The sequence below is a fragment of the Streptomyces sp. NPDC026672 genome, from assembly GCF_040638185.1.
Taxonomy (GTDB): domain Bacteria; phylum Actinomycetota; class Actinomycetes; order Streptomycetales; family Streptomycetaceae; genus Streptomyces.
The window spans coordinates 123,353-148,879 of the sequence record NZ_JBEZXS010000020.1 but is presented as its reverse complement, the minus strand read 5'-3'; the positions used below and the strand labels follow the sequence as shown (position 1 = coordinate 148,879).

The following is a 25,527-nucleotide window of genomic DNA, read 5'->3' as shown; positions in this document are numbered from 1 at the left end:
CCCCTCCGGGGCGGGCGCGTTGTCACCCCGTGGGGCAAGACGTTACCGCCGCCGGCACAGACCGGGCATCTCCCCCCTTCCCCCGTGCGCCGGCCGGTGCCGCGCCGGGCCGGACGGAATTGGGGCGGCGGCCCCCGGCACCGGGCGAGCCCGCGCCGGTACCGTGGGGCAGATGAGCCCCGAGGACCGCCCGGCGCCCCGCTCCCTCGCGGAGGCGCTCCGCGACAGGGACGACGCCTCCCTGGCCGCGCTGCTGCACGGCCGCCCCGACCTCGTCACGCCCGTCCCCACCGATCTGACGCAGCTGGCGACCCGGGCGGGCACCCGTGCCTCGGTGCTGCGCGCGCTGGAGCGGCTGGACCGGTTCACGCTCCAGACCGCGGAGGCGCTGGCCGTGGCGGCGGACCCGGCGGCGTACGGCGAACTGCTCGGGCTGATGGCGGGCGACGCCGGGGACCCCGCCGTGGCCGCCGCGCTGCCGCACGCGCTCGGCGTGCTGCGCGAGCAGGCGTTGGTGTGGGGCGCCGACGACCGGCTGCGGCTGGTGCGCACGGCCCGCGAGGTGCTGGCGCCGTCGCCGCAGCACCCCTCGCCGACCGGTCTCGGACCCACCGTGCAGGAGGCGACCGCGGGGATGTCCCCGGGCCGCATCCAGGAGATCGTCACCGCGGCCGGACTGCCCTCGACGCACGACCCGGTGTCCGCGGCGGCGGCGCTGTCCGCGCTGTTCGGGGACCGTACGCGCATGGCGGAGCTGCTTGCGGGGGCGCCGCAGGAGTCGCGCGAGGTGCTGGACCGGCTGGTGTGGGGGCCGCCGTACGGGCAGGTCACGCCCGATCCGGCGCCCCGGCTGCGCTGGCTGCTCGACCGGGGGCTGCTGCTGCCGACGGCGCCCGGCACGGTCGTCCTGCCCCGCGAGGTGGCGCTGCACCTGCGCGCGGGGCAGGCGCACCGCGTGGCCGAGGCGGTGCCGCCCGCGGTGGAGGCCGCCGCGACGCACCGCCCGGAGACCGTGGACGCCACGGCGGCCGGGCAGGCGTACACGGCGCTGGCCACCGTCGAGGAGCTGCTGAAGGACTGGGACGAGGGCGGGCCGGCGGTGCTGCGGGCCGGCGGGCTGAGCGTGCGGGACCTGAAGCGGACGGCGGTCGCCCTGGACGTGCCCGAGCCGGTCGCCGCGTTCTGGGTGGAACTGGCCTACGCGGCGGGGCTGCTGGCCTCCGACGGCGAGGCGGACGAGCGGTACGCGGCGACCCCGGCGTACGACTCGTGGCTGGAGCTTCCCCCGGCCGAGCGGTGGGCGCGGCTGGCGGAGGCGTGGCTGACGGCGACGCGGACGCCGGGTCTGGTCGGCGGGCGGGACGCGAAGGACCGGGCGCTGTCGGCACTGGGCCCCGGCCTGGACCGGTCGGCGGCGCCCGAGGTACGGCACCGGGTGCTGAGCCTGCTGGCCGCGCTCCCGGAGGGCTGCGCCCCCGCGCCCGAGTCGGTGCTGATCCGGCTGCGCTGGGAGCGCCCGCTGCGCGGCCCCCAGCAGGACGACGACCTCCGCTCCCGGCTGGCCCGCTGGACCCTCACCGAGTCCGAACTCCTGGGCCTGACGGGCCGCGGAGCCCTGTCCTCCCACGCCCGTGCCCTCCTGGGAGCCCCGGCACCACCGCCCGCGCCGACGACCGACGACACGAGGCCGACACGGCGCACCGGCACGGCCGGGTCGGGCGCCGGTGCGGGACATACCGGGGCGTCCCTCGCCCCCGGGGACCCCGCCACCACGGCCGGCACCTCCCCCGCCCCCGCGACCCGCCGCACGACCGCACGCTCCGGCGCGGGAGACTCCGCGTCCCCCGGCGCCTCCCTTCCGTCCGCTCCCGCCGGGGCCGGGGACAAGTTGCCCGCGCACCATCGGCAGCGGGCCGTGGTGCCGCTCTCGTCCGCGGAGCAGGTCGTCGCCTCCGGGGCCGCCGTGCGACTGCTCGCGCCGCTGCTGCCGGAGCCGCTGGACCACGTGCTGCTCCAGGCCGATCTGACCGCCGTCGCACCGGGACCGCTGGAGCGGCCGCTGGCGGATGTGCTGGGGGTGCTGGCGGACGTGGAGTCGAAGGGGGGCGCGACCGTCTACCGGTTCACGCCCGCCTCGGTGCGCCGCGCCCTGGACGCCGGCCGGTCCGCGTCCGACCTGCACGCCTTCCTCACCGCGCACTCGCGCACCCCGGTGCCGCAGCCGCTGGCGTACCTGATCGACGACGTGGCCAGGCGGCACGGCCGGCTGCGTGTGGGCGCCGCGTCGGCGTACGTCCGCTGCGACGACGACACCCTCCTGGGCGAGATCCTCGCCGACCGGCGCTCCGCCGCCCTCGGCCTCCGGCTCCTCGCCCCGACCGTGCTCGCCGCCCAGGCCGCCCCGGCGACCCTCCTGGAGGGGCTGCGCACGATGGGCTACGCCCCGGCGGCCGAATCGGCCGAGGGCGACGTGCTCATCACCCGCGCCCTCGCCCACCGCACCCCGCCGCGCACCGCGCCCGAGCCCGTCCCGGACGGTCCGCCGCCGCCGGACACGACCCTGCTGTCGGCGGCGATCCGCGCGATCAGGGCGGGCGACCTGGCCGCCACGACCCCGCGCAAGCCGGCCGGCGACGGCGCCCCCGCGCACAACGGCGAGCTGCCCCGCACCGGCGCCGCCGAGACCCTGGCCACGATGCAGGCCGCCGTGCTGACCGGTGAGGCGCTGTGGATCGGGTATGTGAACGCCGAGGGCGCGGCGAGCCAGCGGGTCATCGCCCCGATCCGGGTCGAGGGCGGTTTCGTGACGGCGTACGACCACACCGCGGACGAGGTGCGCACCTACCCCCTGCACCGGGTCACGGGCGTGGCGGAGCTGGCGGACGACCCGTCGTGATCGGCGGCCGGTAGGGCACACTGGACGTTTGGCCGCTGACGTCGGCCGTAGGGAAAGGGTGCCGCGCGTGAATGGTCCGCTGATCGTCCAGTCCGACAAGACCCTGCTCCTGGAGGTCGACCACGAGCGGGCGGACGAGTGCCGTCGTGCCATCGCCCCGTTCGCCGAACTGGAGCGGGCGCCGGAGCACATCCACACCTACCGGGTGACACCGCTCGGCCTGTGGAACGCGCGGGCCGCCGGGCACGACGCCGAGCAGGTCGTGGACGCGCTGGTGCAGTACAGCCGCTATCCGGTGCCGCACGCGCTGCTGGTGGACATCGCCGAGACGATGGACCGCTACGGCCGCCTCACCCTCAGCAAGCACCCCGCCCACGGGCTGGTCCTGACCACCACCGACCGGCCGGTCCTGGAGGAGGTGCTGAAGTCCAAGCGGATCGCCCCGCTGGTCGGCGCCCGCATCGACCCGGACTCGGTGGTCGTGCACCCCTCCGAGCGCGGCCAGATCAAGCAGCTGCTGCTGAAGCTGGGCTGGCCGGCGGAGGACCTCGCCGGGTACGTGGACGGCGAGGCGCACCCGATCGAGCTGGCCGAGGACGGCTGGGCGCTCCGGCCGTACCAGAAGCAGGCCGTGGAGAACTTCTGGCACGGCGGCAGCGGTGTCGTCGTGCTGCCCTGCGGCGCGGGCAAGACGCTGGTCGGCGCCGGGTCCATGGCGCAGGCCAAGTCGACCACGCTGATCCTGGTCACCAACACGGTCTCGGCCCGGCAGTGGAAGCACGAGCTGGTGAAGCGGACCTCGCTGACCGAGGACGAGATCGGCGAGTACAGCGGGACCCGCAAGGAGATCCGGCCGGTCACCATCGCGACGTACCAGGTGCTGACCACGAGGCGGAAGGGCGTCTACCCGCACCTCGAACTCTTCGACTCGCGCGACTGGGGCCTGATCGTCTACGACGAGGTGCACCTGCTGCCGGCGCCCGTCTTCAAGTTCACCGCCGACCTCCAGGCGCGGCGGCGGCTGGGTCTGACGGCGACGCTGGTGCGCGAGGACGGCCGGGAGTCGGACGTGTTCTCGCTGATCGGCCCGAAGCGGTTCGACGCGCCGTGGAAGGAGATCGAGGCGCAGGGCTACATCGCGCCCGCCGACTGCGTCGAGGTCCGGGTGAACCTGACCGACTCGGAGCGGCTGGCGTACGCGACGGCCGAGACGGAGGAGAAGTACCGCTTCTGTGCGACGACGGCGACGAAGCGGAGGGTCACGGAGGCGCTGGTCCGGCGGTTCGCGGGCCAGCAGATCCTGGTGATCGGCCAGTACATCGACCAGTTGGACGAGCTGGGCGAGCACCTGGACGCGCCCGTCATCAAGGGCGAGACGTCCAACGCCCAGCGCGAGAAGCTGTTCGACGCGTTCCGCGAGGGCGAGATCAGCGTGCTGGTGGTGTCGAAGGTCGCGAACTTCTCCATCGACCTGCCGGAGGCGACGGTCGCCATCCAGGTGTCGGGCACGTTCGGCTCCCGCCAGGAGGAGGCTCAGCGCCTCGGCCGGGTGCTGCGGCCCAAGGCCGACGGCCACCAGGCGCACTTCTACTCGGTGGTCGCCCGGGACACCATCGACCAGGACTTCGCCGCCCACCGCCAGCGCTTCCTGGCCGAGCAGGGCTACGCCTACCGGATCGTCGACGCCGACGACCTGCTCACGGAGAGCTGAGCCCGCCGCGGTTCGCCGGGCACCGCGACCCGCCGCGGTGCCCCGGGCAGCCGTACGGCGAGCAGGGCGAGGGCGAACAGCGCGTAGGGGGACGCCAGGGGCTGCTGCCACCACGCGAGGTGCAGGTCGCGGTCGCCCTCGTGCGGCAGCAGCCACATCGTGCGGGCCGTGAACAGGGCCGCGGTCAGCGCCGCGAGGCGGAATCGGCCGTCGGCCAGCAGGACCGCGAGCAGCGGCACGCACCACACCCAGTGGTGGGACCAGCTGATCGGCGAGACGAGCAGCGCGGTGCCGGCCGTCAGCAGCAGCCCGTGCCGTTCGTCGCGGGCGCGCACCGCGAGCCACAGCCCGCCCGCCGCGACGACCGCCGCCGCGGGTGCCCACAGGGCCCAGGGCGCCGGGTCGCCCGACATCCGGGCGATCAGGCCCTGGAGCGACTGGTTGTCGACGATCCAGGGCTTGCCGACGCGGCCGGTCTCGTAGAGCCGCCTGGTCCAGTAGTCGACGCTGGCCGCCGGGAGCAGCAGCGTGCCGAGGGCGACGGTCGCGGCGCAGGTCGCCGCCGCCGTGGCGGCCTCGCGGCGGCGGCCGGTCAGCGCGAGGTGGACGACGAAGACGGCCGGGGTGAGCTTGATCCCGGCCGCGACCCCCAGGGCCACGCCCCGGCCGCGGGCGCCCGGGGGCCGGGTGAGGTCCCACAGGACGAGCACGGCCACGAGCAGGTTGATCTGCCCGAACAGCAGGGTCTGGAAGACCGGTTCGAGCCAGACGGCGCCCGCGGTGGCGGCGCACAGCGGCGGGAGCCGTACGGGCCGGCCGGCGAGGCGGGCGGAGAGGGCGGCGAACACGGCGAGCAGGAGCGCGTTGCCCGCGAGGAAGAGCGCCTTGAGGACCGGGACGGGAAGCAGTGCCGCCGGGACGAACAGGACGGCCGCGAAGGGCGGGTAGGTCGCCGGGAGCCGCCATTCGGTGACCGTGAGGCCGTAGAGGTCGCCGCCGTGGAGGACGGCCTCGCCCTCGGCGCGGTAGACCAGCGCGTCCGCCATCGGCACCTGCCGCAGGACGCAGAGGGCGGTCAGGGAGGAGAGGGACAGTACGAGGAGAACGAGGGAGGTCACCGTCCGTTTGGCCACGGAGGTGAACCTATGCGGTCACTTTCGGCGTACGCCCGCCTCCTCGCCGTACTCGCCGAGGATCACGACGCGGAACGCCGCGCCCAGGAACACCTTCACGGCGCGCAGGGCGTCGCCGAGGCGGTGGTGCGGGACGGTGGCGTCGACGGCCGTGGCGCCGTTGGCACGGGCCGGGACGGGGTGGATGGTTGCTGCGCTCATGTCTCCATGGTGGCTCCGCCGGCCCGGACGGGACATCGGTCCGAGGACCGGTTCCGGGCACCGTCCCGTCCCCCCACGGGGTGACCCGTCCCCTACGCCGTACGGCCCTGCCCCCTAGGGGACGGAAAAGACCTCGGGGCCGGGAAAACATGACCACGGGGCCGGGAGGACCTCGGGGGGCGGGAAGACCTCGGGGGGCGGGAAGACCTCGGGGGGCGGGAAGACCTCGGGGCGGGAAAAGGATTGGCCCCCGGCCGCCCCCGCTCATTAGAATCCGCTCTCTTGCCCGCCTCCTGCTCGGAGTGCCGCCGTCCGGCCGGAAACCGGACGGCTCCCGTCATCGACGTCCCGCACCTCCGGAGGCACCCCCTTGTCCGCGCCCGCCGACGACCCCCTGTCCAGGGAACGCTCCCACCTCTCCGAGTCCCGCTCCGCCCTGCGCGCCATGCGCGAGGACGCCGAGTCGCTGGACATCAAGGACGTCACCGCGAACTGGGTGAACGCCGAGGTCCTGGCCCGTCAGATCGAGGAGCGCATCAAGTCGCTGGCCGACCTCAGCGACACCCCGCTGTTCTTCGGCCGCCTCGACTACCTGCACGCTCCCGGCGCCGACCGGGCGGAAGGCGCCGGGGGAGAGCGGTTCTACATCGGGCGGCGGCATGTGCACGACGCGGGCGGCGACCCCATGGTCATCGACTGGCGGGCACCGGTGTCGCAGCCGTTCTACCGGGCGTCCAGGAAGGACCCCCTGGACGTCGCGCTGCGCCGCCGCTTCGGCTACACCGGCGGCGACCTCACGGCGTACGAGGACGAGCACCTGTCGGACCCGGCGGAGGCGGCGACCACCAGCAAACTGCTCCAGCAGGAGATCGAGCGCCCGCGTGTGGGCCCGATGCGGGACATCGTGGCGACGATCCAGCCCGAGCAGGACGAGATCGTCCGCTCCGGACTGTCCGGGACGGTGTGTGTGCAGGGCGGCCCCGGCACCGGGAAGACCGCGGTAGGGCTGCACCGGGTCGCCTACCTCCTCTACGCCCACCGCGAGCGGCTGGCCCGCACCGGGACGCTGGTCATCGGGCCGAACCGGTCCTTCCTCCACTACATCGAGCAGGTGCTGCCGGCGCTCGGCGAGCTGGCCGTGCAGCAGGCCACCGTGGACGACCTGGTCGCGCGGGGTGTGGAGGTGCGCGGCACCGACGAGGCGGCGGCCGCGGTGGTCAAGGGCGACGCGCGCATGGCGGAGGTGCTGCGGCGGGCGGTGCGGGCACACGTGACCCTGCCGACGGAGCCGGTCGTGGTGGTGCGCGGTTCGCGCCGCTGGCGAGTGCCGGTGTACGAACTGGAGGAGATCGTCCGGGAGTTGATCAGTAACATCAGTCGCTACCGCGACGGGCGGGACATCCGGTACGGCGCCGCCCGCGACGCCCTGCCGCAGCGGATCGCGCACATGGTGCTGGTGCAGATGGAGCGGGCAGGGGAGGCGCCGGACGACCGGGTCCAGGACGCGGTCGCCCGCAACAGTGCGGTGAAGGCGGCGGTCCGGGAGATCTGGCCGGCGGTCGACCCGGCGAAGCTGGTGCTGCGGCTGCTGACCGACGCGGACTTCCTCGCCGAGCACGCGGAGGGCGTCCTGTCCGCCGACGAGCAGAAGACGGTCCTGTGGGCGAAGCCGGTGCGCAGTGTGAAGTCGGCGAAGTGGTCGCCCGCGGACGCGGTGCTCATCGACGAGGCCGCCGACCTCGTGCAGCGCACGCACTCGCTCGGGCACGTGGTGCTCGACGAGGCGCAGGACCTCTCGCCGATGCAGTACCGGGCGGTGGGGCGCCGCTGCACGACGGGCAGCGCGACGGTGCTCGGGGACCTGGCGCAGGGCACGACGCCGTGGGCGACGCGCAGCTGGGACGAGGCGCTGGCGCACCTGGGCAAGACGGACGGGGTGATCGAGGAGCTGACGGCGGGTTTCCGGGTGCCGACGGACGTGATCACCTACGCCTCCCGGCTGCTGCCGCACATCGCGCCCGGTCTCACGCCGGTCGCGTCGGTCCGGGAGAACCCGGGCTTCTTCGAGGTCCGTGCGGTGGCCGGGACCGGCGAGGTGCTCGCGGCGTGCGGGGAACTGCTGCGCAACGAGGGGTCGACGGGGCTGATCGCGGCGGACGCCCGCGTCCCCGAGCTGGCCGGGGCGCTGACGGCGGCGGGGATCACGTACCTCTCCCCCGGTGAGGAGACCACCCGGGACACCCGGCTGACGCTGGTCCCCGCGTCACTGGCGAAGGGCCTGGAGTACGACTACGTGGTCCTGGACGAGCCCCGCGCGGTGGTCGACGGCGAACCGGACGAACGCACGGGCCTGCGCCGTCTGTACGTCACCCTGACCCGAGCGGTCTCGGGCCTGATCGTGACCCACGAGGCACCGCTCCCTGAGCAGTTGGCCTAGGGCCCCGGCGGGCGACGTCTGCCCGTCGAGGAGCGGCGTCCGGTGCGAGAGTGCGTGCCGGGCGTCGCGACGGGGCGAACGTCGCCTGTTGGGGCACCAAGCCCCGGTCGGGCGGCCCCGAGGCCCTGGCGCGGCACGGTACCGGCGACACCCCCTGGCAACGGCAGGCGAGCGCCCCGGCGCCGCCGGGAGCCGCCGGGCCCCCGGCGCCCACCCGGCCGCGGCCGGGCAGTGGCCGCGGCCGGGCGGGAGACGCCGCGCGCCTGCGCCGAAGGGTGCCCGCCCGGCGGTGCAGGTCAGTCGGCGTCCAGGATGGTTCGCCACTGGGCCACCGAGCTCGCGGAGACCGGGCCCGACCAGCCCTGGGGACGGGCCGCGCCGCCGATGTGGAAGGCGGTGAGGCCGGCGTCGCGGAGCGCGGGGACGTGGTCGAGGCGCAGCCCGCCGCCCACGAGGATCGTCGGCCCGTACCCGGGCTCCCCGCCCCGGCCCGCCTCGGCGAGCAGCGTCGCCATGCCGTCGTCCACCCCCGCCGCCGATCCCGCGGTCAGGTAGTTGTCGAGGCCGGGCAGCTCGGCGAGCTGCTTGCGCAGCGCGTCCCGGTCGGCGGCCCGGTCGATCGCCCGGTGGAACGTCCACGCGCACCCGTCGAGCTCCGCGACGACCCGCTCGACGGCGCCCAGGTCGACGCTCCCGTCCGTGTCGAGGAAGCCGAGCACGAACTGGTCGGCCCCGGCGCCCCGCAGCTCCCGGGCCACGGCGACGAGCCGGTCCACCCCGGCGGGGCCGCCCGCCGAGAACCCGTCCGCGAGCCGCAGCATCACGCGCAGGTCGATGTCGACGGCGGCCCGGATGCCCGCGAAGGTCACGGCCGACGGGGTCAGCCCGTCGGCCGCCATGTCGGTGACCAGTTCGAGACGGTCCGCGCCTCCCTCCTGAGCGGCGACCGCGTCCTCGACACCGAGGGCGATCACCTCCAGGACCGTACGCGTGCTCATAGGACCCCTTCCGTCGGTGTTCCCTGGAGCGGCTACAGGTCTAGTCCAATATCAGGGTACGTCGGAAGCCCACGGCGCCGCGAGGCCGCCCCCGGCACCCGGCGGCGCGGGAGGCGGGAGAATGAGCGCATGGTCGATCTCGACGCGCTGCGCAGGCGCTGGGCCCTGGCCCTGGAAGGGGCCCGGGGGCCGGGCGGCGGCCCGGACCCGCTGCCGTACGCCGACAACCTGCTCGCCCGGTGGGCCGAGCCGCAGCGGCACTACCACACGCTCACGCACCTCACCGCGGTCCTGGACCACGTCGACACGCTGGAGCGCCACGCGGCCGACCCGGACGTCGTGCGCCTTGCCGCCTGGTTCCACGACGCCGTCTACCGGCCCGAGCGCTCCGAGAACGAGGACCGGTCGGCGCGGCTCGCCGAGCGCGCGCTGCCCGAGGCGGGCGTGTCCGGCGCGCGGACCGCCGAGGTGGTCCGGCTGGTCCGGCTGACCGTCGGACACGACCCGGCCGACGACGACCGCGACGGCCAGGTGCTGTGCGACGCCGACCTCGCGATCCTGGCGGCGTCGCCGTCCGCGTACGCCGCCTACACCGCGGCCGTGCGCGAGGAGTACCGCTTCGTGCCGAACGACGCGTTCCGCGCGGGCCGGGCCGAGATCCTGCGCCGGCTCCTCGCCCTGCCGCGCCTCTTCCACACCCCGTACGGCGCCGCCGAGTGGGAGGCCACCGCCCGCTGGAACCTCGCCGCCGAGCTGGAAATGCTGTCGCCCCCGGCGGAGCCCGCCCCCTAGGGTGCCCCCCATGCGTGCTTGGGGCGGGGATCAGGTGGACGAGGCGGTCGCGGGCTGTGCCGCGGCGCTGCGCACGGCGCTGGACCGGGACTGGACGGCGGTGAACGCCGGGCGGCTGGAGTGGAGTTGCCACCGGACGGCGTTCCACGTCGCCGAGGACCTGATCGCGTACGCCGGCCAGCTGGCGGCCCGCGCGCCGGACGCGTACGTCCCCTTCGGGATCACCCTCGACGAGGGCGCGGACAACACGGACCTCGTCCAGGTGATCGAGACGGCGGGCGCCCTGTTCGCCGCCGCCGTCCGCACCGCTCCCCGCGACGTCCGCGCCTTCCACCCCTACCCGTTCGGCGCCGCGGACCGGGAGGGCTTCGCCGCCATGGGCGTCACCGAGGTGCTGCTGCACACCCATGACGTCGCCGAGGGCCTCGGACTCGCGTACACGCCCTCCGAGGAGCTGGCCGAGGCGGTCCTGACCCGGATCTTCCCGCACGTCCGGCCCGGCCCGGCCGCCTGGCCGACACTGCTGTGGGCCACCGGCCGCGGCGACCTGCCCGGCCGCGCCCCGGTCGCGGACTGGCGCTGGCACAACAACCTGGTCCTGCCCGCCGGACGCCTCACCCTCCGGGGTGTGCGCCCGTCCGAGGCCCGCGATCTGCGCCTGGGCGGCGACGGCGGCTTCGACTGGCTGGACGGCGGGCCGTACGAGGGCACGCGGGAGGCCGCCGCGATGACCGTCACCGCGTACGAGGAGGGTGTGCTGCGGCCCGAGTTCGGGCTGTTCGCGCTGGTGCGCCGCGAGGACGGACGGGCCGTCGGCGGCATGGGCTTCCACGGCGCCCCGGACGAGGAGGGCCGCGTCGAGGTCGGCTACGACCTGGTCGAGGCCGCCCGCGGCCACGGGTACGCCACCGAGGCGCTGCGCGCGCTGTCCGCGTGGGCGCTGGCGCGCGAGGACGTGACGGCGGTGTGCGCGGCGATAGAGCCGGACAACACGGCCTCGCAGGGCGTGGTGGCCCGCGCCGGGTTCGCCCCGGCGAGCGTGGCCGAGGAGCGGGCCGCGCACGCACGGCACGACGCGGTGGCGGGCTCGCTGCTGCTCTACGTTCGCCGGGCCTGACGCCCCTTGGGCCGGCGCAGCCCGGCCGTGTACAGCAGCCGCACCACCTCACGGCTGCGGACCTCCACCGCGCCGGCGGCGACCGCGTCCCCGTACCGGTGCGCGGGGAGGTCGTAGTGGTCGCGCTCGAAGGCCCGCCGGGGCACGCCCAACTCCTCGGCGAACAGGTGCAGTTCGTCGTAGGACACATCGCTCACCAGGTGCGACCACATCCGGCCGTGACCGGGCCAGTCCGGCGGGTCGATGTAGACCGTCACGAGAGCGGCGCCCCGCCCTCGGCCCGCCCGAGCGTCCCGACGGCGGCGACCTTCACACCCGCCTTGTGGCACACCCAGTGCGGATCGGGGCCGAGTTCGGGCTCGACGTCCAGCGCGTGCGGGTCGCCGGAGCCGCACACCGGGCACAGCGGCCAGCGTCCGTAGCGCTCCAGCAGGGCGTCCTGCACGTCCTGGGCGACCAGACCCGCCACATAGGCCACGCCGTCCGGCCACTGCTCGACCCACCAGCGGCGCTGTGCGACGGAGTCCTCGACCAGCGAGACCACGTCCGCCTCGGCGACCTCGCCCGCGACCAGATCGGCGAGGACACGGGCGCGTGCCGCGTGCAGCGACTGCTCCAGCGGGTTGATGGGATCCATGCTCCCATTGTGCGTGGTCTTGACCCCGACACCGGGACGAAAATATCTTTCACTGGTGACCCAGGACGTGAAGGAAATTTTCGGCGGACCCGGGGGCACGCCACCCGCGCCGGCCGCCCTCGCCGCCAAGGTGCGTACGCTCGCGCCGTCCATGACCCGCTCCATGCAGCGCGTCGCCGAGGCCGTCGCGGGCGACCCGGCCGGCTGCGCGGCCCTCACGGTCACCGGCCTCGCCGAACTCACCGGCACCAGCGAGGCGACCGTCGTGCGCACCGCCCGGCTGCTCGGCTACCCCGGCTACCGCGACCTGCGCCTGGCCCTCGCCGGCCTCGCCGCGCAGCAGCAGTCGGGCCGCGCGCCCGCCCTCACCACCGACATCGCCGTGGACGACCCGATCGCCGACGTCGTCGCCAAACTTGCCTACGAGGAGCAGCAGACGCTCGCCGACACGGCCGCCGGCCTCGACACCGCCCAGCTCGGCGCGGCCGTCGGCGCGCTGGCCGGCGCACGCCGCACCGATGTGTACGGCATCGGCGCGTCCGGGCTCGTCGCCCAGGACCTCACCCAGAAGCTGCTGCGCATAGGTCTCATAGCGCACGCGCACGGCGACCCCCATCTCGCCGTCACCAACGCGGTGCAGCTGCGCGCCGGGGACGTGGCCATCGCGATCACCCACTCCGGGTCGACCGGCGACGTGATCGAGCCACTGCGGGTGGCGTTCGAACGCGGGGCGACCACCGTCGCGATCACCGGACGGCCCGACTCCGCGGTGACGCAGTACGCCGACCACGTGCTCACCACGTCGACGTCCCGGGAGAGCGAGCTGCGGCCCGCCGCGATGTCCTCCCGGACCAGCCAACTGCTCGTCGTGGACTGCCTGTTCATCGGGGTGGCACAGCGGACCTACGAGTCGGCGGCGCCGGCCCTCGCCGCGTCCTACGAGGCGCTGGCCCACCGCCACCGTTCGCCCAGGTGACCTCCGGGGCCGATCATGGTGGGGATCCATGGGCGCCCCGACCCGTATTCGCACGAACCCGGAAAGAGCCGCTTCGTATGACCTCCACGTCCGATTCCCACGCTCTGCGTGCCCAGTTGGAGCAGTTGACCACCGAAGCCTTCCGGCCCGAACTGGCCGAGATCGACCGGCTGCCCACCCTCGACATCGCCCGGCTGATGAACGGCGAGGACACCCGGGTGCCCGCCGCCGTCGCCGAGCGGCTGCCGGAGATCGCCGCGGCCATCGACGCCATCGCCGCCCGCATGGCCCGCGGCGGGCGACTGGTCTACGCCGGCGCAGGCACCGCCGGGCGGCTCGGGGTGCTGGACGCCTCCGAGTGCCCGCCCACCTTCAGCACCGACCCCGACCGGGTCGTCGGGCTGATCGCGGGCGGCCCGGACGCGATGGTCACCTCCGTGGAGGGCGCCGAGGACTCCGGGGAGCTGGCCCGCGAGGACCTGGACTCGCTCGGCCTCACCGCCGACGACACGGTGGTCGGCGTCTCCGCCTCCGGGCGCACGCCGTACGCGGTCGGCGCGGTCGAGCACGCCCGGACCCGGGGCGCCCTGACCGTGGGGCTGTCCTGCAACAGCGGCAGCGCGCTCGCCGCGGCGGCCGAGCACGGCATCGAGGTCGTCGTCGGGCCCGAACTACTCACCGGCTCCACCCGCCTCAAGGCCGGCACGGCGCAGAAGCTCGTCCTCAACATGCTGTCGACGATCACGATGATCCGGCTCGGCAAGACGTACGGGAACCTGATGGTCGACGTGCGCGCCACCAACGACAAGCTCCGCGCCCGCGCCCGCCGTATCGTCGCGCTCGCCACGGGAGCGCCGGACGAGGAGATCGAGGCGGCCCTCACCGCGACCGGCGGCGAGGTGAAGAACGCCATCCTCACCCTCCTGACCGGCGTGGACGCCCCCACCGCGGCCCGGCTCCTGACCCGCTCCACGGGCCACCTCCGCGAGGCCCTGACCGCGGCACCCCATGGATCGGCCCACCGGTGAGCACATCGCCCGGTCCCGCCCCGTGACGCCGGACGCGACGCCCGGCGCCCCGCGCTCCCGCGGCGAGGGCGGTCCGGTCCGGCCCGGACGGTGAACGGCGGCCGATCGCTCCCCTCCCGGGAAGCGGCTTCCGGGGAGCGGCTCTCGGGAAATGGCTCTCGGGGAGCGGCTTCCGGGGAGCGACCGGCCGGCGTCGGAACCGCGTCAGACGAGCGTCGTGAGCGCCTTCGCGTCGAAGGGGGCCAGCTCGTCGAAGCGGCCGGCCAGCACCTTCACCACCCACTCGGGGTCCTGGAGCAGCGCCCGGCCGACGGCTACGAGGTCGAACTCGTCGGCCTCCAGCCGGTCCAGCAGGTTGTCGATGCCCCTGACGGGGGCGCCCTCGCCCCTGAAGCTGCGGAGGAACTCGCCGTCGAGGCCCACCGACCCGACCGAGATGGCCGCCCTGCCGGTCAGCTTCTTCGTCCAGCCCGCCAGGTTGAGGTCGGAGCCGTCGAACTCGGGGAGCCAGTAGCGGCGGGTGGAGGCGTGGAAGGCGTCGACCCCGGCCGCGGCGAGCGGCGCCAGGATCGCCTCCAGCTCCTGCGGCGTCTCGGCGAGCCGCGCGTCGTACGCGCCCTGCTTCCACTGCGAGTAACGGAAGATCACCGGGAAGTCCGCCGACACGGCCTCGCGCACGGCGGCCACGACCTCGGCGCCGAACCGGGTGCGGGCCACGGCGTCGCCCCCGTACGCGTCCGTACGGCGGTTGGTGCCGGACCACAGGAACTGGTCGATGAGGTAGCCGTGCGCGCCGTGCAGCTCGACGCCGTCGAACCCGATGCGCTCGGCCGCGGCGGCGGCCTCGGCGAAGGAGCCGATCACCGCGTCCAGGTCCGCCCGCGTCATCGCCCGGCCGGTGCCTTCGGTGCCGTCGACCCGCAGCCCGGAGGGGCCGACGGCGGGCGCCTCGGCGTAGGGCGGCTGGCCCTGCTCGCGCACCATGCCGATGTGCCACAGCTGCGGGACGATCCGGCCGCCGGCCGCGTGCACGCCCTCGGCGACCTTCGCCCAGCCCGCCAGCTGCTCCTCGCCGTGGAACCGCGGGACGCGGTCGCTCGAGCCGGCCGACTCATGACCGATGTACGTCCCCTCGGTGACGATGAGTCCCACACCCGCGGCGGCACGGCGGGCGTAGTACGCCACGACGTCCTCGCCGGGGACACCGCCCGGGGAGAACTGCCGGGTCATGGGGGCCATCATGATCCGGTTGGCGACGGTGAGGCCGCCCAGGGTGAAGGGCCTGGCGAGGATCCGGGCCGCGCGGGACGCGGGGGACGCGGTGACGGTCACGTGGAGAACTCCTCAGGGGATGTGTGGGGTGGTGCGCACGGTCCGCCTGTGCGCGGCCCGCCTCTGCACAAACCGCATGGTATGTGTACGCGCATCGAAGTGCCAGAACGCACAACCGCCCCGGTCCCTGTGATCCCGGACACGCCCGAGGGCGGCACCCCCGTGTCCGGGAGTGCCGCCCTCGGCGAAGGACAGTCGATCGACCTGGGTCGATCAGAAGTCCATGTCACCGCCCGGCATGCCGCCCGGAGCGGCCGCGGCGGCCTTCTCCGGCTTGTCGGCGATGACGGCCTCGGTGGTGAGGAACAGCGCGGCGATGGAGGCGGCGTTCTGCAGCGCGGAACGGGTCACCTTCGCCGGGTCGATGATGCCCTCGGCGACCAGGTCGACGTACTCGCCGGTCGCGGCGTTCAGGCCGTGGCCCGGGGTCAGGTTGCGCACCTTCTCCACCACGACACCGCCCTCGAGGCCGGCGTTGACGGCGATCTGCTTCAGCGGGGCCTCCAGCGCGAGCTTCACGGCCTGCGCGCCGGTCGCCTCGTCACCCTCGAGCTCCAGCTTCTCGAAGACCTGGGAGGCCTGGAGCAGGGCCACGCCGCCACCGGCGACGATGCCCTCCTCGACGGCCGCCTTCGCGTTGCGGACGGCGTCCTCGATGCGGTGCTTGCGCTCCTTGAGCTCGACCTCGGTGGCGGCACCGGCCTTGATGACGGCCACGCCGCCGGCCAGCTTCGCCAGGCGCTCCTGGAGCTTCTCGCGGTCGTAGTCCGAGTCCGACTGCTCGATCTCGGCGCGGATCTGGTTGACCCGGCCAGCGACCTGCTCGGAGGAGCCGGCGCCGTCGACGATGGTGGTCTCGTCCTTGGTGATGACGACCTTGCGGGCCTTGCCCAGGAGGTCCAGGGAGGTGTTCTCGAGCTTGAGACCGACCTCCTCGGAGATGACCTCGCCGCCGGTGAGGATGGCGATGTCGTTCAGCATGGCCTTGCGGCGGTCGCCGAAGCCCGGGGCCTTGACGGCGACGGACTTGAAGGTGCCGCGGATCTTGTTGACGACCAGGGTCGACAGGGCCTCGCCCTCGACGTCCTCGGCGATGATCAGCAGCGGCTTGCCCGACTGCATGACCTTCTCCAGGAGCGGGAGCAGGTCCTTGACGGAGCCGATCTTGGAGTTGGCGATCAGGATGTACGGGTCGTCGAGGGACGCCTCCATACGCTCCATGTCGGTGGCGAAGTACGCCGAGATGTAGCCCTTGTCGAAGCGCATGCCCTCGGTGAGCTCGAGCTCCAGACCGAAGGTCTGCGACTCCTCGACGGTGATGACGCCTTCCTTGCCGACCTTGTCCATGGCCTCGGCGATGAGCTCGCCGATCTGGGTGTCGGCGGCGGAGATGGAGGCCGTGGAGGCGATCTGCTCCTTGGTCTCGACGTCCTTGGCCTGCTCCAGCAGGGCGGCGGAGACGGCCTCGACGGCCTTCTCGATGCCCCGCTTGAGGGCCATCGGGTTGGCGCCGGCGGCTACGTTGCGCAGACCCTCCTTGACCAGGGCCTGAGCGAGGACGGTCGCCGTGGTCGTACCGTCACCGGCGACGTCGTCCGTCTTCTTGGCGACTTCCTTGACCAGCTCGGCGCCGATCTTCTCGTACGGGTCCTCGAGCTCGATCTCCTTGGCGATGGAGACACCGTCGTTGGTGATCGTGGGGGCGCCCCACTTCTTCTCGAGGACGACGTTCCGGCCCTTGGGGCCGAGGGTCACCTTGACGGCGTCCGCGAGCTGGTTCATGCCGCGCTCGAGGCCGCGCCGCGCCTCCTCGTCGAACGCGATGATCTTGGCCATGTGAAGTGGTCCCTCCAGGACTGGGGGTGATTCCTTCGGACCGCGCCCGCGCCCGCGACGGACGGCTCGCCGGCCTCGTGGTTCCTTGCCCCACCCGGCCTGCGGGCCTCACCGACCCGGTCCTTCATTGTCACTCTCACCTTCAGAGTGCTAACGCCAATGATTAGCACTCGGCATGGTCGAGTGCAAGCGCCTCCCGGGATCGGCGGGGAGCGCGGGGCGTCGGGCCGCCCCGGGGCGGGCAGCACGAAGGGCCCGCACCCCGGGAGGCGCGGGCCCTTCGTGGTAAGACGTTCAGGCGGTGACGCGAACCATGTCGGCCTGCGGGCCCTTCTGGCCCTGCGAGATCTCGAACTCGACCCGCTGACCCTCTTCCAGGGTGCGGTAGCCGTCCATCTGAATCGCGCTGTAGTGGACGAAGACGTCCGCACCACCGTCGACCGCGATGAAGCCGTACCCCTTCTCCGCGTTGAACCACTTGACGGTGCCCTGAGCCATGCCTAACTCCCCTATTACTGGCCCTTGCACAGATCCACACTTCGCGGACCCGGGTCAGACCTCACCCCCCAAGGTTGGGGGCGTGCGCCGGAACGCGTCGACCGCGGCTGAATGTATCTGCCCAACTGCCGTCTGCAACAGGTCAATCGGACGAGAAATCTGGACGGGCGCGGTCCGGAATCTACCAAGAATTCATCTGAATTCTGGTCAAGTCGGGCCACACAAAGGGGGTGTAAGCCACAAAAGGCCCAGGTACTTTGGCTGCTTCTTGCCGGGCGCGCACAAAGAATCCGGGGCTCCCGACCCGAAGTCGGGGAGCGCGTTCCCCAACTCTACCGCGTTCAACCCCACTGAATTGCCCCCTCCGCTTCTCTCACGGAGGGGGCAATTCAACGAACGGTCGGTAACCGGGATTACCGAAGGTAATGATCAGCCGCCGGCGACGGCCGGGATGATCGACACGCCCGCGCCGTCCGGCGTGGCGGTCTCCAGCCCCTGCTCGAAGCGGACGTCATCGTCGTTCACGTACACGTTGACGAAGCGGCGCAGCTTGCCCTGGTCGTCCAGGACGCGGGCGGCGATGCCCGTGTGGTTCCGGTCGAGGTCGGCGATGACCTCGCCGAGGTTGCCCCCCTCGGCGTCGACCTCGGCCTGCCCGCCCGTGTAGGTGCGCAGGATGGTGGGGATGCGAACGGTCACGCTCATGCGAGGCCAGCCTCTCGGAAGGAGTCCAGGGTCGGACGGATGGTCGCGGTCAGGCCGGTGCCGGCCACCGCGTCGAGGGTCTTCAGGCCGTCGCCCGTGTTGAGCACGACGGTCGTCAGGGTGGGGTCGAGGGCGCCGGACTCGATCAGCTTCCTCGTCACACCGACCGTCACCCCGCCGGCGGTCTCCGCGAAGATGCCCTCCGTGCGCGCCAGCAGCTGGATGGCGTCGACGACCTGTTCGTCCGTCACGTCCTCCACGGCGCCACCGGTGCGGCGCGCGATGTCGAGGACGTACGGCCCGTCGGCCGGGTTGCCGATGGCGAGGGACTTGGCGATCGTGTTCGGCTTCTGCGGCCGGACCACGTCGTGCCCCGCCTTGAACGCCGTCGACACCGGCGAGCAGCCCTCGGCCTGCGCGCCGAAGATCTTGTACGGCCGGTCCTCGACCAGGCCGAGCGCGATCAGCTCCCGGAGCCCCTTGTCGATCTTCGTGAGCTGGGAGCCGGAGGCGATCGGGACCACGATCTGGTCGGGCAGCCGCCAGCCGAGCTGCTCGCAGATCTCGTACGCCAGGGTCTTGGAGCCCTCCGCGTAGTACGGCCGCAGGTTGACGTTGACGAAGCCCCAGCCCTCGCCGACCGGGTCGCCGATCAGCTCGGAGCAGAACCGGTTCACGTCGTCGTAGGTGCCCTCGATGCCGACGAGGTCGCCGCCGTAGACCGCGGCCATGACGACCTTGGCCTGCTCCAGGTCGTGCGGGATGAACACGCAGGAGCGGAGGCCGGCGCGGGCGGCGGCGGCGCCGACGGCACCGGCGAGGTTGCCGGTGGAGGAGCAGGACAGGGTGGTGAAGCCGAAGGCGCGGGCGGCCTCCAGGGCCTGGGCGACGACCCGGTCCTTGAAGGAGTGCGTCGGGTTGCCGGAGTCGTCCTTGACGAACAGGCCGCCGGTGACGCCGAGTTCACGGGCGAGGTTGTCGGCCCTGACGAGCTGGGTCCAGCCGGGGTTGATGTTGGGCTTGCCGGCCACGTCGGCGGGGACGGGCAGCAGCGGTGCGTAGCGCCAGATGTTCGCGGGGCCCGACTCGATCGTCTTGCGCAGGTCCTCGGTGTCGTACGCCGAGAAGTCGTAGGCGATCTCCAGCGGGCCGAAACACTCCTCACAGGCGAACACGGGGCCGAGGGGCACGCGGTGGCCGCATTCGCGGCAGCTCAGGGCGGTGGCGGGACCGAGGTCGACCGTGGGGTCCGAAGTGGTGGCAACAGTCTGCGCAGCCATGTGAGGCGAGGCCCTTTCTCCTCATCTTCCTCACGACGCATCTCGTCGTGAGACGGATTTGGCACCTTCCCTAGCCGGGAGCCTCGCGGAGAACGAGAACCGGCTGGAGGGTTGCCGGGGCTTCATCGGGCCGTGTCCCTCTGCCCCTCTGGATGAGCTGTATGCGGTTGTGGACGCCCTCGACCCCCGACATGCGATGGTCACCGGCGTTGTTCAAGACTGTAACCGAAGGCCAGGACAGTTGAGATAGTCGTCCGAACCGCGAGATGGATCACACGGTCACCTGGTGTGATCACGACAGTGAGGAGCCGCTGACTGTGCTGGAAGAAGTCGAGCGCTGGCTGGCCACCCGCTCCTGGTCGGTGACCGATCGCCCGCTCCACCGGATCGTGGCCGCGAAACAGCGCACGGGACACACGGTCTCCGTGGTCCTGCCCGCCCTCAACGAGGAGGAGACGGTCGGCGACATCGTCGCGATCATCCGTCACGACCTCGTGCAACAGGTCCCGCTCGTCGACGAGATCGTGGTCGTCGACTCGGGCTCCACCGACCGCACCGCGGAGGTGGCCGCCGCCGCGGGCGCCCGGGTCGTCCACCGGGACGCGATCCTGCCGCGGATGCCCGCCGTGCCCGGCAAGGGCGAGGTGCTGTGGCGCTCGCTGCTGGTCACGAGCGGGGACATCGTCTGTTTCGTCGACGCCGACCTGCGCGAGTTCTCCTCCGACTTCGTCTCCGGGATCGTGGGCCCGCTGCTCACCGACCCCGGGGTGGACCTGGTCAAGGCGATGTACGACCGGCCGCTCGGCGGGGCCTCGGGGCAGGGCGGCCGGGTCACCGAGCTGATGGCCCGCCCGCTGCTGAACATGCACTGGCCGCGGCTGGCGGGCTTCGTGCAGCCGCTCGGCGGGGAGTACGCCGCCCGTCGCTCGCTGCTCGAACAGCTGCCGTTCCCCGTCGGCTACGGCGTGGAGCTGGGCATGCTGGTCGACGCCCTGCACCTGGTGGGTCTGGACGCCCTCGCGCAGGTCGACGTCGGCGTGCGCAAGCACCGGCACCAGGACGGGCAGGCGCTGGGCAGGATGGCCGCCGCGATCTACCGCACCGCGCAGCTGCGGCTGGCCCGCGGCCATCTGGTCCGCCCGTCGCTGACCCAGTTCGAGCGCGGCGAGGACGGGTTCGAGCCGCGCACCTACTCGGTGGACACCGAGGAGCGGCCGCCGATGACGGAGATCGCGGAGTACGCGGCGCGCCGGGTCGCCTGACCGCGGGCGGCGGCCTCGCGAGAACGGCCGTATACAGCGCCCACGTGGGGTGGACCGTACGTTTGAGCGTTTACGGGCCGGGCTAGGTTGAGGCTTATGGCTTCGACGCAGGGTGCTGCACAGGTGCTGGTGGCTTCCAACCGCGGCCCGGTCTCGTACGAGGTCCGGCCCGACGACGCGGGCGGCTCGCTGCACGCCCGGCGCGGCGGCGGCGGACTGGTGTCCGGGCTGTCCGCGATCGGCTCGGACGCGGACTCGCTGTGGGTGTGCGCCGCGCTCGGCGACGGCGACCGCGAGGCGGTACGGCGGGGGGTCGGCGAGCCGGGCGTGCGGATGCTGGACATCCCGGCGGACGTGTACGGGGACGCGTACAACGGGATCGCGAACTCGGTGCTGTGGTTCGTCCACCACATGCTCTACCAGACACCGCTGGAGCCCGTCTTCGACGCGGAGTTCCGGCGCCGGTGGGAGTCGTACCGGGCCTACAACCGGGCGTTCGCCCAGGCGCTGGCCGAGGAGGCCGCCGAGGGCGCGGCCGTGCTGATCCAGGACTACCACCTGGCGCTGGCGCCGCGGATGCTGCGGCAACTGCGGCCCGATCTGCGCATCGGGCACTTCTCGCACACCCCGTGGGCGCCGCCGGACTACTTCCGGCTGCTGCCCGACGACATCGCGGCCGAGCTGCTCGGCGGGATCCTCGGCGCGGACCGGGCGGCGTTCCTGACGCGCCGCTGGGCGGACGCGTTCACGGCCTGCTGCCACGACGTCCTCGGGCCCGGCATCCCCGCGGGCACCCGGATCGGGGTGCACGGCCTGGGCGCGGACGCGGAGTTCCTGCGGGAGCGCTCGCACCGGGCGGACGTCGACGAGCGGATGGCTACGCTGCGGGAGGAGATCGGCACGGGGCCGGACGGGAGCGCGCGGCGCGCCGTCGTACGGGTGGACCGGACCGAGCTGTCGAAGAACATCGTGCGCGGGCTGCTGGCCTACCGGCAGCTCCTGGAGGAGCGGCCCGAGTGGCGCGAGCGGGTCGTGCACGTCGCGTTCGCCTATCCGTCCCGGCAGGACCTCGCGGTGTACCGGGAGTACACGGCGCAGGTGCGGCGGCTGTCGGAGGAGATCAACTCGCGTTACGGGACGCCCGGCTGGACGCCGGTGCTGCTGAACCTGGAGGACGACTTCGCCCGGTCGCTGGCGGCGTACCGGCTGGCCGACGTGGCGCTGGTGAACCCGATCCGGGACGGGATGAACCTGGTCGCCAAGGAGGTGCCGGTCGTCTCCGACGAGGGGTGCGCGCTGGTGCTGTCCCGGGAGGCGGGGGCGTACGAGGAGCTGGGCGAGGACGCGATCACGGTGAACCCGTACGACGTGGTGGGGACGGCGGAGGCGTTGCAGCGGGCGCTGACGATGCCCTCCGGTGAGCGGGCGGAACGCACGAAGCGTCTCGCCGCCGCGGCCACCGCCCTGCCCCCGACCCAGTGGTTCCTGGACCAGCTGCGGGCACTGGACGCCTGACCACGGAACGCCGGACCGGGAAGCCCCGGCACGAAGACCGGCCGGGGACCGGTCCGACAATCGACGGGAGACCCGAAACGGAGATCGGCCGGAGGCCCGGTGCGGAGGTCGACCGGAGGCCCGGAACAGCGATCGGCCAGAGGCCCGGCGCGAGGATCGGCCGAAGGTCCGGTGCGGAGATCGACGGGAAACCCGAAACGGAGATCGGCCGGGGGCCGGTGCGGCGATCGGCCGGAAGCCCGGAACAGCGATCGGCCAGAGGCCCGGTGCGGAGATCGGCCGAAGGTCCGGTGCGGAGATCGACGGGAAACCCGGCGCGGCGATCGGCCGGAAGCCCGGCGCGGCGATCGGCCAGAGGCCCGGCGCGGTGATCGGCCAGAAGCCCGGCGCGAGGATCGGCCGAAGGTCCGGTGCGGAGATCGACGGGAAACCCGGAACGGAGGTCGGCCGGAAGCCCGGCGCGAGGATCGGCCGGGGGCCCGGAACAGCGATCGGCCAGAGGCCCGGAACGGCGATCGGCCGGAAGCCCGGGACAGGGATCTGCCGGAGGCTCGGTGCGGTGATCGAGCCGGGGGTCAGTCCAGTCTCGTGGCCAGGGCCCGTAGCAGGGCCACGACGCCCTCCGGGCCGGCCACGACCAGGTCGGCGCGTTCCGCCAGTTCGGTGACCTCCGTGCTGCCGCTGCACACCAGCAGGCCGGGGACGCCGTCGGAGCGGAGTTTGTCGATCGCCGCGAAGGCGGGGAGGTCGCCGAGGTCGTCGCCGGCGTAGAGCACCGCGCCGGCGCCGGTCTCGCGGACGTGGTCCAGCAGGGCGACGCCCTTGTCCATGCCCGGCGGGCGCAGTTCGAGGACCATGCGGCCGGGTTCGACGATCAGGCCGTGCCGGGTGGCGAGCTCGGTGAGGGGCGCGCGCAGGGCCTCGAACGCGGCCTGCGGGTCCTCGGCGCGGCGGGTGTGGACGGCGACGGCCCGTCCCTTCTCCTCGATCCAGGTGCCGCGCCAGGCGCCGATCCGATCGAGGAGGCCGGGCAGTTCGGCGCGGACGGCGGCGATGCCGGGGTGCGGCGGGGGCGCGGTGAGCGTACCGGTGGCGGCGTTCCAGCGTTCCGCGCCGTAGTGGCCGAGAACGACGAGGTGTTCCAGGCCGGGGACGTCGGCGAAGCCGCCGTGGCGGACGGCCACGCCCGCGGGGCGGCCGGTGACCACCGCGACGGAGGCCACCTTCGGGGCGAGGGCGGCGAGGGCGGGCACGGCGTCCGGGTGGGCGCGGGCCTGTTCGGGGTCGGCGACGATGGGGGCGAGCGTGCCGTCGAAGTCGAGGCCGACCACCGCGGTGCGGGGCCGGTCGAGCAGCGCAGCGAGCCCTTCCCGCCCGGCCGGGGTGACGGGGGTCGGCAACGGTCCCGCGGTCTCGTCCGAGTCGCTCACACGCATACCCATGCCCCGACCCTATCCACGCACACCCCCCGCCAAGCCCCCCGACCCGACGAGCCGCCCCACCGCTCCCCCTCCCGACCGCCCGCACCCCGGGGTTCCGCCCCTCGGCGTTCCAGGTCCCCGACGCGGCGCGACCGGCGCACGCCCTCGCGGCACGGCCGGCCCCCGGCCGGGACCTGACCGTCCCGCGAACCCCCGGAGGGCCCCGTCAGCGCTGGTTTCTGTGAGAGTCCCTGAGGCGGCGGAGGCGGTTGACGGTGACGGGGTCGTGGGCCAGGGCACGGACGTCGTCGAGGAGGGCGTTCAGGAGCTGGTAGTAGCGCACGGGCGCCAGGCCCAGCTCCTCGCGTATGGCGCGCTCCTTCGCGCCGGGGCCCGCGAAGCCGCGGCGCTCCAGCGCGAGGACGGCCCGTTCGCGCGGGCCCAGCTCGTCCGGTTCCATCCCCGAACCGTAGCGCCGGGCACCGACAGCGGCTCAGCCGGCCGCGGCGCTGTCCGCCGTGGTGGCCGTGGCCTGGATGCGGCTGAGCACGCTCGCGGGGCTGCCGCCGGGGGCGACCGCCTGCCCGACGGACTTCTTGATCTCGGCGCTGACCGCGGCCCAGGACGTCTTGCCGACCGGGTACAGCTGGGCGGTGGTGAGCTGGTCGAGGAAGGCGTGCAGGTCCTTGTCTCCGGCATCCTGGCCCATGGCGTCGGAGGCGGACGCGGTGACCGGCAGCAGCCCGTACTCGCGGGAGAAGTCGAGCACGTTCCGCTCGCTGTACACGAAGTCGAGGAAGTCGCCGATCTGCTCGGCGTGGCCGTTCTTCCGGAAGGCCATCATCCAGTCGGCGACGCCCATGGACGCCTTGGCCCCGCCGGTGCGGCCGGGCATGGGCACCATGCCGAACTTCACGCCCTTCGCGGCGGCCTGCCGCATCAGCGTGGGATGCCCGTTGAGCATGCCGACCCGCCCGTCCGCGAAGGCGCCGAAGGCGTCGGCCCGGTTGAGTTCGCCCGGCGCGACCGGCCCGGTGAGGCCCTTGCCGACGAGCTCGTTCTTGAGCCAGGTGAACGTCTGGACGTTCTGCGCGGAGTCGATGGTGTAGGTGCCGATGGTGTCGGTGTAGCCGTCGCCCCCGCTGAGCAGCCACTGCATGGTCTCGGCCTGCGCCTCCTCGGGGCCGAGGGGCAGCGCGTAGGGGTAGGTGACGCCGTCCGCCTTGAGGGCCTCAGCGTCGGACTCGAGTTCGTCCCAGGTGGTGGGCGGGGTGATGCCGGCCTTGGCGAAGAGGGTCTTGTTGTAGAAGAGGACGCGCGTGGAGGCGGCGAAGGGGATGCCGTACTGGACGTGGTTGACCTGGCCGGCCTCGGCGAGCTGGGAGAGGAGGTCGGCCTGCACGGGTATGGAGAGCAGGTCGGACGCCTCGTAGAGCCTGCCCTCCGCGGCGTAGTCGGCGTAGGCGCCGATCTGGGCGAGGTCGGGGGCCTTCCCGGCGTCGACCATCTCCCTGACCTTGCGGTCAACGTCGTTCCAGGAGTAGACGCCGACGTCGATCCGGACGCCGGGGTGCTCCTTCTCGTACGCCCGGACCAGTTCGTCCCAGTACTTGCGGGAGCTGTTGGCGGGCGAGTCGCCGTAGTCGGCCGCGACGAGTCTGAGTGTGACGTCGGAGGACCCCGTGGTTCCGCAGCCGCCGAGGACCGCCGTCATCCCCAGCGCCGACACGATCGCGGTGATACCTGCCTTGT

The 25,527-nt window shown here is 73.4% G+C and carries 22 protein-coding genes and 1 riboswitch; of the genes, 9 read left to right on the top strand and 13 right to left on the bottom strand.

The genetic code is table 11. From position 1 onward, the window contains the following. Nucleotides 1-172 precede the first annotated feature (172 nt). Nucleotides 173-2,896 (top strand): helicase C-terminal domain-containing protein, encoded by a 2,724-nt coding sequence (locus AB0F77_RS23755; protein WP_361952023.1) that lies wholly within the window; start codon nt 173-175, stop codon nt 2,894-2,896. A gap of 67 nt (nt 2,897-2,963) precedes the next feature. Continuing rightward, on the top strand, nt 2,964-4,607 hold the full coding sequence (locus AB0F77_RS23750) for a DNA repair helicase XPB (RefSeq protein WP_361952020.1): 1,644 nt from the start codon (nt 2,964-2,966) through the stop codon (nt 4,605-4,607). On the opposite strand, the gene AB0F77_RS23745 is transcribed toward AB0F77_RS23750, so the two are convergent. Together AB0F77_RS23745 and AB0F77_RS23740 are read right to left on the bottom strand one after the other, a co-directional pair. Then, nucleotides 4,565-5,653, bottom strand: a complete 1,089-nt coding sequence (locus AB0F77_RS23745; RefSeq protein WP_361952083.1) for a glycosyltransferase 87 family protein — start codon at nt 5,651-5,653, stop codon at nt 4,565-4,567. The genes AB0F77_RS23750 and AB0F77_RS23745 overlap by 43 nt on opposite strands. A 105-nt stretch (nt 5,654-5,758) precedes the next feature. Continuing rightward, nucleotides 5,759-5,941, bottom strand: a complete 183-nt coding sequence (locus AB0F77_RS23740; RefSeq protein ID WP_361952017.1) for a hypothetical protein — start codon at nt 5,939-5,941, stop codon at nt 5,759-5,761. Nucleotides 5,942-6,386: 445 nt separating this feature from the next. On the opposite strand from AB0F77_RS23740, the gene AB0F77_RS23735 reads away from it, so the two are divergent. Then, entirely contained in the window at nt 6,387-8,378 is a 1,992-nt protein-coding gene (locus AB0F77_RS23735; RefSeq protein ID WP_361952080.1) for a UvrD-helicase domain-containing protein, read from the top strand. A 296-nt stretch (nt 8,379-8,674) separates the two neighbouring features. Here the strand turns inward: AB0F77_RS23735 and AB0F77_RS23730 are convergent, their stop codons facing one another. Continuing rightward, nucleotides 8,675-9,376 (bottom strand): copper homeostasis protein CutC, encoded by a 702-nt coding sequence (locus tag AB0F77_RS23730; protein ID WP_361952014.1) that lies wholly within the window; start codon nt 9,374-9,376, stop codon nt 8,675-8,677. Between the two features lie 129 nt (nt 9,377-9,505). Here AB0F77_RS23730 and AB0F77_RS23725 point away from each other — a divergent pair, with 129 nt between their 5' ends. After that, nucleotides 9,506-10,168 carry a hypothetical protein gene (locus AB0F77_RS23725; protein WP_361952011.1) on the top strand — a complete coding sequence of 221 codons (663 nt, stop codon included), beginning with the start codon at nt 9,506-9,508 and terminating at the stop codon, nt 10,166-10,168. A 10-nt stretch (nt 10,169-10,178) separates the two neighbouring features. Next, nucleotides 10,179-11,285 (top strand): GNAT family N-acetyltransferase, encoded by a 1,107-nt coding sequence (locus tag AB0F77_RS23720; protein ID WP_361952008.1) that lies wholly within the window; start codon nt 10,179-10,181, stop codon nt 11,283-11,285. On the opposite strand, the gene AB0F77_RS23715 is transcribed toward AB0F77_RS23720, so the two are convergent. After that, nucleotides 11,267-11,542 (bottom strand): DUF4031 domain-containing protein, encoded by a 276-nt coding sequence (locus AB0F77_RS23715; RefSeq protein ID WP_361952005.1) that lies wholly within the window; start codon nt 11,540-11,542, stop codon nt 11,267-11,269. The genes AB0F77_RS23720 and AB0F77_RS23715 overlap by 19 nt on opposite strands. After that, nucleotides 11,539-11,922: a hypothetical protein gene (locus AB0F77_RS23710; protein ID WP_361952002.1), complete on the bottom strand. Its 384-nt coding sequence runs from the start codon at nt 11,920-11,922 to the stop codon at nt 11,539-11,541. Before AB0F77_RS23710 ends, AB0F77_RS23715 begins: the two co-directional genes overlap by 4 nt. Before the next feature lie 55 nt (nt 11,923-11,977). Here AB0F77_RS23710 and AB0F77_RS23705 point away from each other — a divergent pair, with 55 nt between their 5' ends. Both AB0F77_RS23705 and murQ read left to right on the top strand, forming a co-directional pair. Beyond that, on the top strand, nt 11,978-12,898 hold the full coding sequence (locus tag AB0F77_RS23705) for a MurR/RpiR family transcriptional regulator (RefSeq protein ID WP_361951999.1): 921 nt from the start codon (nt 11,978-11,980) through the stop codon (nt 12,896-12,898). 77 nt (nt 12,899-12,975) lie between these two features. Further along, the gene (gene murQ, locus AB0F77_RS23700; protein ID WP_361951996.1) at nt 12,976-13,926 is read left to right on the top strand and encodes an N-acetylmuramic acid 6-phosphate etherase; all 951 of its coding nucleotides are present in this window, start codon (nt 12,976-12,978) and stop codon (nt 13,924-13,926) included. 204 nt (nt 13,927-14,130) lie between these two features. On the opposite strand, the gene AB0F77_RS23695 is transcribed toward murQ, so the two are convergent. From AB0F77_RS23695 to thrC, 5 genes are all read right to left on the bottom strand, one after another. Beyond that, a complete protein-coding gene (locus tag AB0F77_RS23695; protein ID WP_361951993.1) occupies nt 14,131-15,258 on the bottom strand; it encodes an NADH:flavin oxidoreductase in 1,128 nt (375 codons plus the stop codon). Nucleotides 15,259-15,471: 213 nt separating this feature from the next. Continuing rightward, a complete protein-coding gene (gene groL / locus AB0F77_RS23690) occupies nt 15,472-17,094 on the bottom strand; it encodes a chaperonin GroEL (protein ID WP_361951990.1) in 1,623 nt (540 codons plus the stop codon). Nucleotides 17,095-17,388: 294 nt separating this feature from the next. Further along, nucleotides 17,389-17,592 (bottom strand): cold-shock protein, encoded by a 204-nt coding sequence (locus AB0F77_RS23685; protein WP_004986573.1) that lies wholly within the window; start codon nt 17,590-17,592, stop codon nt 17,389-17,391. A 429-nt stretch (nt 17,593-18,021) separates the two neighbouring features. After that, on the bottom strand, nt 18,022-18,297 hold the full coding sequence (locus AB0F77_RS23680) for a MoaD/ThiS family protein (RefSeq protein ID WP_361951987.1): 276 nt from the start codon (nt 18,295-18,297) through the stop codon (nt 18,022-18,024). Next, entirely contained in the window at nt 18,294-19,577 is a 1,284-nt protein-coding gene (gene thrC / locus AB0F77_RS23675) for a threonine synthase (protein WP_361951984.1), read from the bottom strand. Before thrC ends, AB0F77_RS23680 begins: the two co-directional genes overlap by 4 nt. Before the next feature lie 18 nt (nt 19,578-19,595). Beyond that, nucleotides 19,596-19,736, bottom strand: a riboswitch (SAM riboswitch). A 158-nt stretch (nt 19,737-19,894) separates the two neighbouring features. Between thrC and AB0F77_RS23670 the strand changes: the two genes are divergently transcribed. Together AB0F77_RS23670 and AB0F77_RS23665 are read left to right on the top strand one after the other, a co-directional pair. After that, nucleotides 19,895-20,839 carry a glucosyl-3-phosphoglycerate synthase gene (locus tag AB0F77_RS23670; RefSeq protein WP_361951981.1) on the top strand — a complete coding sequence of 315 codons (945 nt, stop codon included), beginning with the start codon at nt 19,895-19,897 and terminating at the stop codon, nt 20,837-20,839. 96 nt (nt 20,840-20,935) lie between these two features. Then, a complete protein-coding gene (locus AB0F77_RS23665; RefSeq protein ID WP_361951978.1) occupies nt 20,936-22,354 on the top strand; it encodes a trehalose-6-phosphate synthase in 1,419 nt (472 codons plus the stop codon). Nucleotides 22,355-22,929: 575 nt separating this feature from the next. Here the strand turns inward: AB0F77_RS23665 and otsB are convergent. The 3 genes from otsB to AB0F77_RS23650 all read right to left on the bottom strand — a co-directional run bounded on the left by otsB (nt 22,930) and on the right by AB0F77_RS23650 (nt 25,489). Then, the gene (gene otsB / locus AB0F77_RS23660; RefSeq protein ID WP_361951975.1) at nt 22,930-23,796 is read right to left on the bottom strand and encodes a trehalose-phosphatase; all 867 of its coding nucleotides are present in this window, start codon (nt 23,794-23,796) and stop codon (nt 22,930-22,932) included. Nucleotides 23,797-24,001: 205 nt separating this feature from the next. Then, nucleotides 24,002-24,235, bottom strand: coding sequence for a DUF3263 domain-containing protein (locus AB0F77_RS23655; RefSeq protein WP_361951972.1), 234 nt, complete (start codon nt 24,233-24,235; stop codon nt 24,002-24,004). A gap of 33 nt (nt 24,236-24,268) precedes the next feature. Next, nucleotides 24,269-25,489, bottom strand: coding sequence for an extracellular solute-binding protein (locus AB0F77_RS23650; RefSeq protein ID WP_361952077.1), 1,221 nt, complete (start codon nt 25,487-25,489; stop codon nt 24,269-24,271). Between the last annotated feature and the right edge of the window lie 38 nt (nt 25,490-25,527).

Bases quoted from the DNA above. Each gene is read 5' to 3' on its own strand.
- murQ (WP_361951996.1), top strand. From the start codon at position 12,976: ATGACCTCCACGTCCGATTCCCACGCTCTGCGTGCCCAGTTGGAGCAG.
- thrC (WP_361951984.1), bottom strand. From the start codon at position 19,577: ATGGCTGCGCAGACTGTTGCCACCACTTCGGACCCCACGGTCGACCTC.
- AB0F77_RS23665 (WP_361951978.1), top strand. From the start codon at position 20,936: ATGGCTTCGACGCAGGGTGCTGCACAGGTGCTGGTGGCTTCCAACCGC.
- AB0F77_RS23730 (WP_361952014.1), bottom strand. From the start codon at position 9,376: ATGAGCACGCGTACGGTCCTGGAGGTGATCGCCCTCGGTGTCGAGGAC.
- AB0F77_RS23710 (WP_361952002.1), bottom strand. From the start codon at position 11,922: ATGGATCCCATCAACCCGCTGGAGCAGTCGCTGCACGCGGCACGCGCC.
- AB0F77_RS23755 (WP_361952023.1), top strand. From the start codon at position 173: ATGAGCCCCGAGGACCGCCCGGCGCCCCGCTCCCTCGCGGAGGCGCTC.
- AB0F77_RS23725 (WP_361952011.1), top strand. From the start codon at position 9,506: ATGGTCGATCTCGACGCGCTGCGCAGGCGCTGGGCCCTGGCCCTGGAA.
- AB0F77_RS23655 (WP_361951972.1), bottom strand. From the start codon at position 24,235: ATGGAACCGGACGAGCTGGGCCCGCGCGAACGGGCCGTCCTCGCGCTG.
- otsB (WP_361951975.1), bottom strand. From the start codon at position 23,796: ATGGGTATGCGTGTGAGCGACTCGGACGAGACCGCGGGACCGTTGCCG.
- AB0F77_RS23720 (WP_361952008.1), top strand. From the start codon at position 10,179: ATGCGTGCTTGGGGCGGGGATCAGGTGGACGAGGCGGTCGCGGGCTGT.
- AB0F77_RS23745 (WP_361952083.1), bottom strand. From the start codon at position 5,653: ATGGCGGACGCGCTGGTCTACCGCGCCGAGGGCGAGGCCGTCCTCCAC.
- AB0F77_RS23685 (WP_004986573.1), bottom strand. From the start codon at position 17,592: ATGGCTCAGGGCACCGTCAAGTGGTTCAACGCGGAGAAGGGGTACGGC.
- AB0F77_RS23680 (WP_361951987.1), bottom strand. From the start codon at position 18,297: ATGAGCGTGACCGTTCGCATCCCCACCATCCTGCGCACCTACACGGGC.
- AB0F77_RS23740 (WP_361952017.1), bottom strand. From the start codon at position 5,941: ATGAGCGCAGCAACCATCCACCCCGTCCCGGCCCGTGCCAACGGCGCC.
- groL (WP_361951990.1), bottom strand. From the start codon at position 17,094: ATGGCCAAGATCATCGCGTTCGACGAGGAGGCGCGGCGCGGCCTCGAG.
- AB0F77_RS23735 (WP_361952080.1), top strand. From the start codon at position 6,387: ATGCGCGAGGACGCCGAGTCGCTGGACATCAAGGACGTCACCGCGAAC.
- AB0F77_RS23650 (WP_361952077.1), bottom strand. From the start codon at position 25,489: ATGACGGCGGTCCTCGGCGGCTGCGGAACCACGGGGTCCTCCGACGTC.